This window comes from Treponema bryantii NK4A124, assembly GCF_000421345.1.
Classification (GTDB): Bacteria; Spirochaetota; Spirochaetia; order Treponematales; family Treponemataceae; genus Treponema_D; species Treponema_D bryantii_B.
The window spans coordinates 101,095-117,449 of the sequence record NZ_ATWV01000004.1; the positions used below are offsets into that span (position 1 = coordinate 101,095).

At 42.9% G+C, this 16,355-nt stretch carries 9 protein-coding genes; 5 read left to right on the forward strand and 4 right to left on the reverse strand.

All coding sequences use genetic code 11. From position 1 onward, the window contains the following. Nucleotides 1-11 precede the first annotated feature (11 nt). Nucleotides 12-1,208 carry an urea ABC transporter substrate-binding protein gene (urtA, locus tag G626_RS0105080; protein ID WP_027726992.1) on the forward strand — a complete coding sequence of 399 codons (1,197 nt, stop codon included), beginning with the start codon at nt 12-14 and terminating at the stop codon, nt 1,206-1,208. A 20-nt stretch (nt 1,209-1,228) separates the two neighbouring features. Here the strand turns inward: urtA and G626_RS0105085 are convergent, their stop codons facing one another. The 4 genes from G626_RS0105085 to gltX form a co-directional block, all read right to left on the reverse strand. Continuing rightward, nucleotides 1,229-4,147, reverse strand: coding sequence for an EAL domain-containing protein (locus tag G626_RS0105085; protein ID WP_022931709.1), 2,919 nt, complete (start codon nt 4,145-4,147; stop codon nt 1,229-1,231). Between the two features lie 90 nt (nt 4,148-4,237). Beyond that, complete coding sequence (locus G626_RS0105090; RefSeq protein ID WP_022931710.1) at nt 4,238-4,696, reverse strand: low molecular weight protein-tyrosine-phosphatase; 459 nt, start codon at nt 4,694-4,696, stop codon at nt 4,238-4,240. A gap of 16 nt (nt 4,697-4,712) precedes the next feature. Continuing rightward, a complete protein-coding gene (locus tag G626_RS15475) occupies nt 4,713-5,567 on the reverse strand; it encodes a DUF1295 domain-containing protein (protein ID WP_022931711.1) in 855 nt (284 codons plus the stop codon). A gap of 153 nt (nt 5,568-5,720) precedes the next feature. Beyond that, the gene (gltX, locus tag G626_RS0105100) at nt 5,721-7,298 is read right to left on the reverse strand and encodes a glutamate--tRNA ligase (protein ID WP_022931712.1); all 1,578 of its coding nucleotides are present in this window, start codon (nt 7,296-7,298) and stop codon (nt 5,721-5,723) included. A gap of 262 nt (nt 7,299-7,560) precedes the next feature. Here gltX and G626_RS15480 point away from each other — a divergent pair, with 262 nt between their 5' ends. From G626_RS15480 to G626_RS0105120, 4 genes are all read left to right on the forward strand, one after another. Continuing rightward, nucleotides 7,561-9,441, forward strand: a complete 1,881-nt coding sequence (locus G626_RS15480) for a methyl-accepting chemotaxis protein (protein WP_022931713.1) — start codon at nt 7,561-7,563, stop codon at nt 9,439-9,441. Nucleotides 9,442-9,567: 126 nt separating this feature from the next. Beyond that, entirely contained in the window at nt 9,568-13,296 is a 3,729-nt protein-coding gene (dnaE, locus tag G626_RS0105110; protein ID WP_022931714.1) for a DNA polymerase III subunit alpha, read from the forward strand. 135 nt (nt 13,297-13,431) lie between these two features. Then, nucleotides 13,432-14,025 carry a YggT family protein gene (locus G626_RS0105115; RefSeq protein WP_022931715.1) on the forward strand — a complete coding sequence of 198 codons (594 nt, stop codon included), beginning with the start codon at nt 13,432-13,434 and terminating at the stop codon, nt 14,023-14,025. Between the two features lie 21 nt (nt 14,026-14,046). Next, the gene (locus G626_RS0105120) at nt 14,047-16,284 is read left to right on the forward strand and encodes an ATP-dependent DNA helicase RecG (protein WP_022931716.1); all 2,238 of its coding nucleotides are present in this window, start codon (nt 14,047-14,049) and stop codon (nt 16,282-16,284) included. Nucleotides 16,285-16,355: the final 71 nt, after the last annotated feature.

Sequence of the window (16,355 nt, forward strand, 5' to 3'; positions counted from 1 at the left end):
GCTGGAGATTTATGAAAAAGTATTTAATTAATACAGCAGTTTTAGTTCTCGCAATAACAGCCGCATTTTCCCTGGCTTCCTGCAAAGCAAAAAAATCTAAAGTTGTAAAGGTTGGTCTTTTGCATTCTCTAACCGGAACTATGTCCATAAGCGAAACAGGAGTACGCGACGCAGAACTGCTTGCCATAAAAGAACTTAACGAGGCAGGCGGTGTGCTCGGCTGCCAGATAAAGGTTATTGAAGAAGACGGAAAAAGTAATCCCCGTATGTTTGCTGAAAAAGCCCGCAAACTTCTGGAAGAAGACAAGGTTGCAACAATTTTCGGCTGCTGGACCTCAGACTCCCGTAAAGCCGTAAAACCTGTTCTCGAAGAAGATTACGGCCTTTTGTGGTATCCGGTACAATACGAAGGCTTTGAAGCAAGTCCAAACATCATGTACATGGGAGCCGCTCCAAATCAGCAGGTTGTTCCTGCCATAGATTACTGTGTTAAAAATTTGGGAAAACGCTTTTACCTTCTTGGCAGTGATTATGTTTTCCCGCGAACTGCAAATTCCATTATCAAAGCACAGTTAAAATATCTTGGCGGCCAATGTGTTTCCGAAGTTTACGTTCCAATGCATGAATCAGATTTTAATCAGATTGTTAAAGACATAAAAAAGCTTAAGCCGGATGTAATTATAAACACGCTGAACGGAAGCTCGAACCAGTCATTTTTTTCTCAGTTAAAATATTCCGGTATAGATGCAGATGATATTCCGGTCATGAGTTTTTCTGTTTCTGACAGCGAAATTAAGACTATTGGTATAGATAAACTGAAAGGGCATTATGTTGCCTGGAATTATTTTGAGTCCACTGCGACTGCAAAAAATACCAGATTTGTAAATGCCTATAAAAAAGAGTTTGGAACCAACACTGCAGTAGGAGACCCGGAAGAAGCCGCTTACATTGCCGTAAATCTCTGGGCTGCTGCCTGTACCCGAGCCGGCACCTTTGACGTAGAACCTGTAAGAATTGCTGCAAAGGAACTCAGCTGTATTGCCCCGGAAGGTATTGTTACAATTGAAGGCTCAAATCAGCATCTGAATAAAATTACCCGAATTGGAAGAATTAATGAAAAAGGTCAGATTGATGAATTATACGCTTCGCCGGAAGCTGTAAGACCAGACCCATATCTCAGCACTTATGCCTGGGCCCGCGGCCTTTAATTTTTCAGTTTCTTAAGTCTTTATATGCGGACATTGTTTGTCAGAGTTGCAGCTTTATCCACATCCTCTTTCTTAGCATATCTATGAGGCTGTTTTGCTATTACAGTTGTACCCTTTCCAAGCTCGCTCTTAATCTCAATTGTTCCACCCATAAGCTCGAGAAGATTTTTTGAAATACACAAGCCAAGTCCGGCACTTGGAATTTCTGAGTTTACTTCATTATCCTCACGGGCAAAGCTCTTACAGATGTAAGGCAAAAACTCCGGAGAAATACCAATACCCGTATCTTCACAGATAAAGCTTACTAAACATTCATTATCAAGGGCAGACTTCTCCTGCTTAAGACCGAATCTTATTTTTCCACCCCTTGGAGTATATTTAACTGCATTCATAAGAATATTCATAACATTATCTGTAGTATGAATTACATCCTGATAAATATATGGATTAAAAATTTCGCTCCAGTATTCAACTGTTATATCTTTTGCCTCTGCTTCATTTTTTATAAGTGCATATATTTTTTCTACTGCATCTGAAAGGTCAGTTGGAGCCTCATTAATTTCTATATCACCATTCTCCATCTGCACAAGTTCATTTACATTATTCAGGAAGCTTAACATGTGCTCCTGTGTATGCTCTATTTTGAGTAAAGAATTTACTGCCTCGTCTTCACTCAACTCTTTGTTCTTTCTCTTATTTGTAAACTTTATCATTTCCTGCATATCGTTGAGAATATTTTGTGTTACAGTCTGCATAAAAATATTCTTTGCACGATTTGCATTTGAAGCAAGATCTGCTGTTCTCTGCAGTTCAATTTTGCGGACAAGCTCTGCCTCTGCTTCTGCCTTAGCTCTTTCTTCAAGAGTTATATCATTTAAGAAGACATAAAAAATATCGCCGTAATTTTTTGTTTTTACATAACGGCCATAATCCTTTACATATTTTACGCTTCCACTTTTTGTCTTAATTCTGTATTCCACATAATCAATATGATTTTCTTCTGTAATCTGCTTATCAATACTTCTCTGTACGCGCGTAAAATCATCCGGGTGAACAATACCGCAGAAGGAGTTTCCTACATACTCACGGAATTCTTCTGCAGTTTTACAGTCATACATTTTGATAAGTTCACTATTAAAGGAAATCAGCTCCAGGGCACCATCTGCATGGTAAGAGAAGAAGCCTCCAGGAATTCCTTCTGCAACCTCATTAGCCGCAATCAACATTTCTTCAGAAAGATTTGTCTGTTCTCCTTCTGCCGGCTTCATCAATATTCGACCGGTAGAAAGCACAGAAGATTTTTTAAGATAAGCTTCAAAATCGCGGCAGGAAAGAGGCTTAGAAAAATAGAAGCCCTGAATATAATCGCAGCCAAGAGTCTTTAAGATTTTATACTGCTCAAGAGTTTCTGCCCCTTCTGCAATTGTAAGCAGTCCCATACGGTGAGCCATCTTAATAATGTTCTCTATTACAATTTCATTCTTTTTGATATTGCGGACAAAAGAGATATCCAGTTTAAGAATATTAAGCGGGAAGGTTGCCAGAGAACCAAGAGAAGAATAACCGGAACCAAAGTCATCCATCTCAATTGCAAAGCCCAGGTTTTGTGTTTTTTTAACCTGAGAAATAATGATATCGGTATTTTCAGAATAAAGAGACTCTGTTACTTCCATGTGCAGCAGGCTGTGATCTACCTTATATTCATCTATTATTTTAAATTGATTTTCAATACAACCTGTTTCCAGAAAATCTCGGCGAGAAACATTTACAGAAATAGGAACCAGAGGAAGTCCGTCCTGTTCCCAGCGTTTCATATCCTTACAAACCTGTTCTAGAACAAAGACATCCAGTTTTGTAATAAAGCCGTTACGTTCAAAAAGCGGAATAAAGCTGGCAGGGGCCATAAAGCCGTATTCCGGATGATTCCAGCGGACAAGAGCTTCTGCTCCTGCAATATGTCCGGAAACTGTTTCATGCTTAGGCTGATAGAATACCTGGAACTGACTTTCTTCAAGAGCCCGCTCCATAGTCTCTATAATTCTCTGCTCATTTAAAAGTTGATTTTGAAGGGAGTCTTCAAAGAAGGCCAGATCTTTTCCGTACTTTCCCTTTATACCGCTTATTGAAAGGAAGGCCCGGTCGCAGCAGATAACCAGAGGAAGGTCAACATCTATAGGAGCATAAACTCCCATCTTTACAATCTGGTGAGGAATAGGAGCCTTATCCAGAATCATTTTTGATATACGATTCAGGCGTTCAATATCAACCTGTTCGTCGTATTCATAAAAAAGAATATACTGGTCTCCGCCATAACGGCCGCTTATTCCGGCAGGCATTGCCTTCATCATTTCTCTGGCAGAATAGGCAAGAAACTCATTACATTTTTCTACGCCATAGAGACTGTTGGAAGACTTAAAGTTATCAAAATCAAAGGCAATTATACAAAAGTTCTTTTCCCGGTTATGGCTGATAAACTGTTCAACCTTAAGCAAAAATGCCTTACGGGTAAGAAGCCCAGTAAGCTCATCGCGTTCAAGTTCATCGATTGCTTTATTTGCCTGAGAAAGCTTTATTGCAGTTTTTAAGCGCTGCAGAACCCGCCTTTTATCATAAGGCTTTTTCAAAAAATCAGTTACATCAAGATCCAGCAGCTGGTTCTCAAGTTCAGAATTTTCTATATCTGTACTGATAAGAACAGGAAACTTTTCTGTCGGAATTGCTCCCCGTAACTCTTTTACTATTGGAACAGCCTTTCGTATTTCTATAATTGCAGTTGCTAAGTCATGACAATTTTCAGTTATTACAGAAACAGCTTCTTCTGGCGAAGCATTAAGAACTTCGTAAAAGGGCGAGATAATCTGTGACAGCAGCGCAGAGTTTTCACTATTGCTGTCAACTATGAGGACTTTAGATTTTTCATTCGTACCGGGTATATTCATCTGCACTTTTACTTCAATAAATTAATTATACCACAGTTTTAAAGTAACACAAAAATTTATTTTTATTTGCAGATTATTTTTTGTGATTTTTTATACATTTTTTGTAAGTTTTTCCAGAAAGGCTGTACATCCTTCCATAATATCATCATAGGTCTGGTCAAAGTTTCCGGTGTACCAGGGGTCTGCAATATCACGGTTTTTACCGGCAAAGGATAAAAGGCGTACTATTTTACCTTCCGGGTCCGGAGCCCAGCAGCGGTTCATGTAATAAAGGTTTTCATCGTCCATAGCGACAAGGTAGTCATATTTGTTGTAATCATTTGGAGTGATTTGTCGTGCGGCACGTCGCTCAAAAGGGATTCCCATTTCACGAAGTTTTGCCCGGGTTCCATAGTGAATGTCGTTCCCTATTTCTTCCCGGCTGGTTGCAGCAGATTCAATTAAAAAGTCCTTTTCCAGGCCGGCTCGGCGTACCAGCTCTTTCATTACAAACTCTGCCATAGGAGAGCGGCAGATATTTCCGTGACAAATAAATAAGATTCTGGTCATTTTTCAAAAACTCCGGTTAGAAGAGCATGCGGGTTTCTTTTTTGTATTCAGCAAAGCCAGGCTTGCGGGACTGTCTCTTATCTGCCATAGGAATACTGATAGAAAGGAACATAAGAGTATTAACAAGAGCACCGGCTAAAAGGTAAAAACGCTGCCAGCCCAAAGCAGCTACGCTTGCAAGACCGATTCCCCACCACATAAGAATTTCACAGGCATAGTTTGGATGGCGGCCATGCTTCCACAAGCCAGTGCGGATAAAGCCACCCGCGCCTGAGGCTCTGAAGCGGTGCATCTGAATATCAGCAAGTCCCTGAAATACTGCTGACAGAAGACTCAAAATTACAAAAAGCAGGCACAGGGGCTGGAAGGCTGCCTTCTCTGCAATTGCGGTAACAGCCGGCAGAACGCAGAGATAAACCACGCAGGTTGGGAACATATGAATACCCATAAGATTTACAAAAGGATAAAACTTTCCTGTTTTTTCTTTAAGCATTACATAACGCCAGTCCTGGTACTCAAAGCTTTCAAAATTGTAAATCCAGTTGGCAGTAAGACGCAGAGCCCAGAAAAGAACTGCAGCAAAAAGAAGACAGCCCAAAAGAGGATTATCAGCATCAACCTTTGCAAGGGCAAGACCAAGAATCACAGGCGGCTGTACACTCCAGTATGGGTCATAAACCGAAGCATTTCTGAATATCAGGCTGAAGATAAATACTACAATAGTTGCAAGAAGGTCTGCCAGAAAAAGGGATAGCTGATAAGAAAAAGAATAAATGTCTGTCAGGTAATTATATGTAAAAAGTCCGCAGAAAGCGGCAAGGAAGTAAACAAAGATTATTACAGCTAAGGAAGTGCTTCGGTTTTTGATCATAGGGTTTCCTTATAATATGGATTGCTTCGTCGCTACGCTCCTCGCAATGACGACGGTGGTTGAGTAGTCCGAAGGACGTATCGAAACCACCGTCATTGCAAGACAGACAGCTCGCCCCGTCATTGCGAGGCGAAGCCGAAGCAATCCATTCAACTATAAAGTAGCTAATGTGCGGTCAATTCTCGCAAGAGCACGCTCTTTTCCAAGAACTGAAATAGAACCGATAAGTGGAGGAGAAACGCGGCTGCCTGTTACTGCCATACGGATTGGCATCATAAAGTCACCGAGTTTAATTCCAAGCTCTTCGGCCTTTGCCTTTGCAAACTCTTCTGCACCTTCGTGGTCAAGCTCAAATACCTTGCCGACAAATTCTTTTGCAGCTTCCAGAACTTCCTTAGTCTTAGCAGCATCAATGCGCTTTGGAATAATCTGATCTGCAGGAGGAACTGCAGGCTCTGTAAACATAAAGTGAACCATTTCTGCTGCTTCTGTAAGGAACTTAAGGCGTTCCTGAATAAGAGGCATAAGACCCATAAGTGTTTTTTCAACATCTTCTGAGCTCATGTTCATACTCTTGTCTACACAGTAAGGCTTTCCGTCTTCGCCCATTGCAACGCCAGAGAACTCTGGGCCAACATTTGGTTTTGGCTGTGGGTTTTCAGGATTGATTTCAAGCAGGGCGTCGCCTGTTCCTGTAATAAATGGAAGGGTCCACTTGTAGAGCTCTTCTGTCGAAAGCTGGCGGATATAGTTTCCGTTGTAGTACTCAAGCTTTTTGTAGTCAAAAACTGCTGGAGCCTTGTTCAGGTGCTCAAGCTTAAATGCCTTTGCAAGCTCTTCGAGAGTATAGAACTCTTTTCCTTCTTCGTAAGAACAGCCAAGCATTGCAACGTAGTTTACGATTGCCTGTGGAAGGTAGCCGCGGGCACGGAACTCGTTGAGAGATGTAGAACCGTGACGTTTAGAAAGCTTCTTTCCATCTGAACCGTTTACCATTGGAAGGTGACAGAACTCCGGATGCTCCCAGCCGAAAGCGCGGTACATCTGAACGTGGAGTGGAGTTGAAGGGATCCATTCCTGAGCACGCATTACGTGGCTGATTTTCATAAAGTGGTCATCAACAATATTTGCAAGGTGATAGGTTGGGAAGCCATCGCTCTTCAAAAGAACTGGGTCCGGAGAAATATCTTCATTCTTCCATACAATGTCGCCAAGAAGGTGGTCGCTGAACTTTGTCTCACCTTCCATAGGAACCTTAAGACGGATTACATATGGCTTACCTGCATCGAGATTAGCCTTTACTTCTTCCGGAGTAAGGTGACGGCAGTTGCGGTCGTAACCAGGAGCCATCTTGTTTTCTGTCTGAATCTTTCTTATGCGGTCAAGGCGTTCTGCATCACAGAAGCAGTAGTAAGCCTCTCCCTTTTCTACGAGTTCATAAGCATATTTTTTGTAAAGCTCAAAGCGTTCACTCTGAACATAAGGGCCGTATTCGCCGCCCTTAGAACCGCCTTCGTCCCAGTCGATTCCAAGCCATGCCATTGTATCGTAAAGATTCTGAACATATTTTTCGTCGTAACGGGTGCGGTCTGTATCTTCGAGACGCAGAATGAATTTTCCGTTTTGAGAACGTGCAAAAAGATAATTAAAAAGTGCAGTGCGAACACCACCAATGTGCTGCATACCTGTAGGTGACGGAGCATAACGTACACGAACTTCTTTGTCTGCCATAAAAGACTCCTCTAACTGTCATTGTCGGGCTTGACCCGACAATCTTATAATATAGAAAATATTGAGTTATTATAATGATTTTGAGGAGATGCCTCAATAGATACTCGTACATTGCTTTGTCTGCCTTGAAAAGGGTTTTCTGTGCTTCATATATTATCAGCTGATTCTGCCACTCGCAAATGTCATCCGCAAGAAAAAACTATACTTATTTTAAAAGTTACCGTATAATTATAATAACTTTGTTATTAAATTAGGAGATTTTATGAGCTCTAAAACTTCAACAAATGGCATTATGGTACCCTGGTACGGATACCTTATGATTTTCCTTTTATACATAACCCCATTTGCCTTTATGACACCGCTTGGTTTATTATCAGGCTTATTTACTACCCCTGAAATGGGAATTATTTTTGGAAATCCTATTGTAAATATTATGATTGCGCTGATTGTTATAGCGGGAGCCTTGATGACTCTACATTTACGAAGCATAATCACTAAAGCAGAACTTACTCCGGAAGGAATTAAAAAGTTTAACAAACAGCTTAAACTTACAGATTTGCTTAATATCGTAATTCCCGTATCTTCAATGATTATTGTGGGGGAAACAATTACTATTTTCGTAAGAAAAACTGGCATGCAGCTTTCAGCATTTCAGGGTGGAGACCCGGGCGTATTCATTGTACTTCTTTTCCTTGGCTCCCTTTTTGATGTAGGTCTTTTCTTCTATATTCTCCACATCAGAATTATTGAACCAAGGCTTTATGTCATTCCTTTTAATAATAAAGAAATTCCTCTTAATATTATTCAGAGAAATGTACTCACGCTTACCTTTGCCCTTCTTGGAGTTATCTTTCTCGTAATGATTTGTATTACTCCAGCTAATCTTGCTGCAGGAACATTGGTTGTATACAAAAGAATTTCTCCTATTTTGATTTATAGCGTAATCTACTTTGCAGTTTCAGTTTTATTGCTGACAGCTGATATCATTAATGCCCTAAAACAGATTGGAAGCATTACAGCTGCGCTTTCTCAGAAGGATTACACTATTACAGACTGCCGCCCTATGCACCGAAGTGAACTTGGTATTATTATTCAGGCTATCAATGAATTTAAGAATCAGGCTGGTGATATTCTTCGTGATATTGATGTTTCTACAAAGAAAACTTCAAGTCAGTCTGATGACCTTGTTCACAACATGGATCTTACAAAAGAAAACGTTGGCAGCATTGTAGAGTCTCTTTCTACTATGAAGCAGGAAATTGAAAATCAGTCTGCCGGTGTAGAAGAGTCTAACTCTTCTATTGAGCAGATTATGGGTAACATCCGCGCCCTCAACTCTTCTATTGAAGTTCAGGCAGCAGGTGTAACACAGTCTTCTGCAGCAGTAGAAGAAATGGTTGCAAATATTGCCAGCGTTACTCAGATTCTCGAAAAGAATAATCAAGCTGTAAATGCCCTTACTTCCGCAGCAGACAAAGGTCAGCAGCAGGTTAAGGCTGCCGTTAAAACTGCAGAAAGTGTTCTTCAACAGTCTGAAGGCATTTTACAGGCTTCAAGCATGATTCAGAATATTGCAAGCCGTACAAACCTCCTTGCCATGAACGCCGCAATTGAGTCTGCTCACGCCGGTGAAGCAGGTAAGGGATTCGCGGTAGTTGCCGAAGAAATCCGTAAGCTTGCCGAACAGTCTGGTGAACAGAGTAAGTCTATTGATGAAAACCTCCGCGCACTTTCAGAAGCAATCGGCGGTATTTCTACAGATATCAACCTTGTACAGAATGCCTTCCAGAACATTTACGAGCTTTCACAGAAGGTTCGCGAGCAGGAAACTGTAATTGCAAACGCAATGGAAGAACAGAATTCCGGTAACCAGCAGGTTCTCGAGGCTATGCGCGAAATCAGTGATTCTACTACAGAAGTTAAGAATGGTTCTGCAGAAATGCTCGTTGGTGGAGAACAGATTCTTAAAGAAATGAAAAACCTTTCTGAAGTAACACGTGTTATCTCAGAAAATATGAACCAGATTAATGAGTTCTCTCAGCAGATTTCTGATGCAGTTACTGTTACAACAGCTTCTACAAACAGCACTCAGGAAAATCTGCAGGGACTTATGAAAGATTTGGGTTCTTTCAAGTTGAACTAAATCTAGATCCTCGGGTCAAGCCCGAGGATGACAACATAAGACCTATGTCATTCCCGGGCTTGACCCGGGAATCTTTTTTTTAAACCAAACTTATGCTATAATCGAAAGTCCGGGGGACATTAAAAAATGGCAGATTACCACGAATTTCCGGCAGCCCCAGAAGGCACGCCTGTAGCAAACTTTGTACATCTTCACGTACACTCAGACTATTCTCTTTTGGACTCCTGCGCCACTCTGGATAAGCTTGTTGCAAAAGCAAAGGCCCTCAACATGCCTGCCCTTGCCCTCACCGATCACGGTAACATGTTCGGTGCCCTCAACTTTGAAAAGCTCTGTCATGTAAACGGAATCAACCCGATTGTGGGCGAGGAATTTTACGTTGCCTACGGAAGTCACTACGAAAAGGAAGATGTTCCTTACAGCCACAAAGGCGAAGAAGGTGACCGTCATGCCCACTACTTCCACCTTATCCTGCTTTGTGAAAATCAGAAGGGCTATGAAAATATGTGCTGGCTTTCCAGCCGCGCCTTTTGTGATGAAAATGCCCTTTATTACGGCAAGCCTCGTATAGACTTTGAACTTCTTGAACAGTATCACGAGGGAATTATCTGCTGTTCGGCTTGTATTCAGGGAGAACTTCCCCAGATGCTGCTTGCCGGCATGGACAAGGAAGCAGAAGAGCTTGCCCTTAAATATAAAAATCTTTTTGGTCCGGACCATTATTATATTGAGCTCCAGGATCACGGAATTCCAGACCAGAAAATTGTTGCGGAAAAACTGATTGCCCTGGCCCACAAGCTGGACATTCCGCTGGTAGTAACAAACGATATTCATTATGTAGAAAAAGAGGATGCCATTGCCCAGGATGCACTGCGCTGTATCGGCTTTAAAAATCTTCTTCACGAAAAGCACGCCAAAATGGGCGGCGATATGGATTTGGATAACTGGTATTTCAAGACAGAAGAGGAAATGAGAGCCCTCTTCCCTCAGTGTCCGGAAGCTTATGACAACACAATTAAGATTGCCAATATGTGTAATCTTACAATCAAACAGTACACAACGCCTGAACTCAAGGAATGTCTTCCACGCTTTGAGCTTCCTGCTGAATTCCGTACCCACGGAGACGACTACCAGAGCGACCAGAACGACTATGTAAAATATCTTGTAGAAGAAGGACTTAAAAAGCGCTACAAGGAAATTACTCCCGAAATCCGCGAACGCGCCGACTACGAAATGAATACCATCTTTACAATGGGATTCTCCGGCTACTTCCTTATTGTTTGGGAATTCATCAACTGGTCAAAATCAACTTATGATAATGTAAACAAAAGGCCTAAGCCTTATATTCCGATTGGACCGGGTCGTGGTTCCGGTGCGGGTTCTCTTGTAGCCTACGCCATGACAATTACAGATATCGATCCATTCAGATATGGTTTGATTTTTGAGCGTTTCTTAAACCCTGAACGTGTTTCCATGCCGGATTTCGACGTTGATATGGACTTCGACTATCGCCAGGATATCATCCAGCATACCCGCGACCTTTACGGCGATGCCAACGTAGGACACATTGTAACCTTTGGTACCCTTAAGCCAAAGAACTGTATAGCCGATGTTGGCCGAATCCTCAACATTCCGCTTTCTGAAGTAAACGAGCTCAAAAAATGCATTCCGGATAATCCTAAAGCAAAACTTAAGGATGCCTTCAGCGAACCTACAGAAAAAATGCCGGATGGCGGTCAGCTTATTAAATACAAGGATGATCCGCGCTATCAGGAGCTTTTTGACCTTGCATTCCGCCTTGAAGGTGTAAAGCGAAACACAGGTCTTCACGCATCGGGAATGGTAATTGGTCTTACTCCGCTTCCGGACTGGGCTCCGGTCTTCAAGGATCCTAAAACCGGTGAAGTTGGCGTTCAGTACACAATGGATATTATTGAGCCTTGCGGGCTCGTAAAGTTCGACTATCTTGGACTTAAAACACTTTCGCTTATCCGCTATGCAGAGGCAATCATAAATAAACACCGCCCGGCAGGAACTCCGGAATTCATTACAGCAAATGTAAGCGAAACCGACGAAGCAACCTTTGACCTTTTTGACCGCGGTGACTCAGTTGCAGTATTCCAGTTTGAATCTCCGGGTATGCAGAAAATTCTTCGTGAATGTAAACCCCGCTGCATAGAAGAGCTTGTTGCCTTAAACGCCCTTTTCCGTCCGGGTCCACTGGCTTATATTCCAAAATATATTGAAGGAAAATGGCATCCTGAAAAAATTGAATATCCTGACCCGGCTCTAAAAGACCTTCTTAAAGAAACCTACGGTATTATGGTTTACCAGGAACAGGTTATGAAGGTAGCCCAGATTATTTCAGGCTTCTCTCTTGGTGGTGCCGATATGCTGCGCCGTGCCATGGGTAAGAAAAAGCTCGACGTTCTTATGAAAAAGAAGGAAGAGTTTATTGCAGGTGCCGTAAAAAACGGCCACACAGAAGAACACGCAGCCGAAATCTTTGAAATCATGATTCCTTTTGCGGGCTACGGATTTAATAAATCTCACGCGGCAGCCTATTCAGTTCTTGCTTATCGTACAGGCTGGCTCAAGGCTCACTACCCTGCCGAGTTCATGGCAGCAAACCTTACAAACGAAATTACCTCCACAGACGGACTTCCTTTCTATATAGAAGAAGCCCGCAAAATGGGTGTAGCAGTAGATGCTCCTGACGTAAACCGTTCCGATGTTATTTTCGACGTTGTAGATGGCCGCATTGTATTCGGTCTTAAGGGTATAAAGGGAATGGGCGAAGCTGCAGCCCAGGTAATTGTAAACGAACGCGAAAAGAACGGTCCTTACAAAAACTTTATGGACTTTATTAAGCGTGTATGTGCAATAGTTGAAAAAGATGAAGATGGCCGCGAAAAGACCTTTGTAAATAAAAAGGCAATAGAAGTTTTGATTAAGACCGGTGCCTTTGACCATCTGAAAGAAAAGGACGGCACGACTCTAAACCGTCCGACCCTGCTTGCCAACATGGAAGCAGCCCTTGATTATGTTTCTGATTATCTTGAAGACCAGAAAAAAGGACAGGGAGATTTATTCGGAGACCTGGCAGAAGAAGAAAAGAACTTTACAGATTTCCAGTTTAAAAAGATTCCAGACATTCCACAGATGGAACTTTTGAACATGGAAAAGGAATGCATCGGCTGCTACGTAAGCGGACATCCTCTGGACTCTTACCGCAAAGCAATTGAACATGCCGTAACAGTAAGGGCTGGTAACATCAACCGAATTGCAGAAGAGAGCAAGGCAGAAAAGGCCGCCCTCGAAGCAAGCGGAATGAAGCCATGGCAGATGCGCGATTCCGGAAAGTCTTATGTAGCCCTTGGAATGCTAAGCGGAATACATCAGATTACAACAAAGAAGGGAGCCCAGATGGCCTTTGCAAAGCTTAATGATATGGATGGCCAGATAGACCTCACCTTCTTCCCTAAAACCTGGGAGACTATGCGGGGCCAGATTGAAGACGGCAGCGTTTATGCCTTCCGCGGAAAGGTAGATGGCAGCCGCGACACCCCTTCTTTGATAGTAGATTCAATAGAAGATGTTGAACAGATGGAAACTCATGCAGCCCAGTCTGTACATATCAAACTGGACTCAAATTTCACTTCTGAACTATCAATTTCGCAATTAAGAGATTTTTTATTTGATAAAATGGGTAAATGCTCAGTATATTTTCATATAGACACAGGAAATAATCCTTATGTCGTAAAGGCAAACGACCAGATTTCGATGAGTGCCGATGAAACAACTCTGAAGGCACTGAAAGAGATCAACTTCGTACGCGAGGTCTGGACTGAGTAAGGCTACCCCAGAAACGGTGGTTTCGATACACTTCGCTTCGCGAAGCACTCAACCACCGTAGAAGTCTATATTATTCACCGGTGGTTGAGTAGGTTTCGTAAGAAACCGTATCGAAACCACATTTTGGAGGACAACATGATACAAACAATTCTTTCTATTCTTGCAGGTGCTTTGTCACTTTATACACTTTTATGCTTCATTTATATTCTTATGTCCTGGTTCCCCGGAGCCAGATTCACAAGATTCGGCCATTTTATGACTGCAGTCTGCGAGCCATATATGGGCCTCTTCCGCAAAATGAGTTTTCTCAGAATTGGAAACATAGATTTTTCACCTATTGTTTCTCTGGGACTTCTTTCGCTTGCTTCTGCAATTCTTGCAGGAATTCAGCATACAGGAAGAATCTTCTTTGGCGGAATCCTTGGTACAATTCTAAACTCTCTCTGGGGTATCGCATCTTCCATCATAGGAATCTTTACCCTTCTGATTTTTATCCGCTGGATTTTCCTCCTGGTCAATAAAGGCAGAACCTCTTATGATTCAGGATGGAATCAGATAGACATGCTTTTGAATAAAATTTCTTATAAAGTAGCAGGAACCTTTACAAAAAGCGGCATGAGCTACCAGCGCTCCCTTTTGATTTCCTGGATATCTATGCTGGTTGTACTGATTGCAGGACATTTTTTAATTACGATTCTTGCAGCCCTCTGTTATAGAATGCCTTTCTAATCTTACAACACGGGGCAGGCCTTGAAAGTTTCTGAAATTAAAACTCCGGTTTCTTCGATTGCGGGAATAGGACCACAGCTTACAAAAACTCTGGCAAAGGTAAATGTTTTTACCGTTGGAGATTTGCTGCAATATTACCCCCGCGATTATGAGGACAGAACAAGAAAGGTATGCTTCCGCGAACAGGCCGCTAATTACGGCAAAGTACACACCGTAGCCCGGGTTCTGGCCCACGAATGGTTCGGCTACGGCCGCATGAAGACCTTAAAGATCATCGTAAACGACGGAAGCGGTACAGCAGAACTCATCTGCTTTAACAGGGCCTTTCTGGAAAAAAGTCTTGTACCCGGCACAATAATTACAGTTACCGGAAAGTTTGAAGTAAAATACGGAAAATTGCAGAGCACGGCCTTTGAGGTAATAAAACACACAGAAATCCCGGTGGTTGAGTGCCCGTCACAAGATTTATCTTCCATCCCTCCAAAGGAAAGCGGCATAATTCCGGTTTACCCGCTCACAGAAGGCCTTACCCAAAAGGCAGTTACAAAAGCCGTCTCACAGGCCCTTCAACAATATGCACTGGGAATAGAAGACGAGCTTCCGGCTGAACTAATCAAAGAGAGAGCCCTCCTTTCTAAACAGGAAGCCCTCCGCTTTATTCATCGGCCCACAGAAATGTCCCAGGTGGCGGCCGCCCGCCGTACACTTGTTTACGAGGAACTCTTTCAATTTCAGAAAATTATTGCAGAGCGGGTTTATAAGAGAAAAGGCCATACGGTGGTTGAGTGTTCGCGAAGCGAACGTATCGAAACCACCGCAGAACTCAACAAATCCACAGGCTCACAGAGTGGTTTCGATACGGCCTCCGGCCTACTCAACCACCCCATCATCGATATCTCTAACTTCACCGACAGCCTTTCACCCCTTCAGCTGGACTTTTTTAATTCTCTGCCCTTCCCGCTCACAGACGACCAGCGCAAGGTAATCTACGAAATGGATGCAGAAATAGACCGCAGCTACACAGAGCGCGAACGAGTCTTAAATCAGCTGGACCGCGGCATGCCGCCTCCAACTACGCCAACCTTTACAATGGCCCGCCTTTTGCAGGGCGACGTAGGTTCCGGTAAAACTCTTGTTTCGCTTTTTGTCTGCCTTAGAATAATCAGCTGGAAGGGACAGTGTGCCTTTATGGCTCCTACAGAAATTCTTGCCCGCCAGCACGCAGAAACCACCGCCCGCCTGCTTGCTCCGCTTGGAGTACGCACAGCCTTTCTTACGGGAAATCTAAAAGCCAAGGGGCGAAATCAGCTGCTGAAGGCCCTTAAGGAAGGCGAAATTGATATTATTGTCGGCACTCATGCACTTTTTTCAAGCAATGTAGAATACAAGGACATGGAGCTGGCTGTAATTGATGAGCAGCACCGCTTTGGAGTTTTGCAGCGTCAGGCAATTATTGAGAAGGGAAGACAAACCGTCGGTGGCTATACTTTTGAGCCTAACCTTTTAATGATGAGCGCAACACCTATTCCGCAGAGCCTGGCCCTCACAGTTTTTGGCGACCTGGATATTTCTTCCATTCATACAATGCCGGCCGGCCGAAAACCTATTACAACTTACCTCGTAAAAGAAGGCAACGAAATTAATGCTTACGAAGCTGTTCGCAAAGAGCTTGCAAAAGGCCATCAGGCTTACTTTGTTTATCCCGCAATAGACAGTGATGAAAATATAAAATCTGCAGAGCGCATTTTCGCCCACCTGCGCGACCATATCTACCCGCAATACAAATGCGCCCTTGTTCACAGTAAAATTGATGAAGAAGAACAGGTAAACATTCTGCGAGCCTTCCGTGACGGAACAATTCAGGTATTGGCCGCTACCACGGTAATTGAAGTTGGAGTTGATGTACCTAATGCTACCTGCATGGTAATAGAAGGTGCCGACCGCTTTGGAATGGCCCAGCTGCATCAGTTACGAGGTCGTGTCGGCCGCGGAGATGCCCAGTCTTACTGTTTTTTGATTTACAGCAAGGATATTACAGAAACAGGTATAGAACGCATGAAGGCCCTGCGCCAGTCCACAGACGGCTTTTTCATTGCAGAACAGGATCTTAAAACCAGAGGGCCTGGAGAACTCAACGGTACTGTTCAGGCAGGAGAACTTGGCTTCCGCATTGCAGACCTTTCCCGTGACATGGAAATTATGGAACAGGCGCGAAATGATGCAATTTCCTGCACCAGCAGTCAAAGTGCATCAAAATAACACAAAAAAGAGAGCTTTTCGTTCCACTGTGTCAAAATGATACAGCTTTTTCGGCTCATTTGGTGATTTCG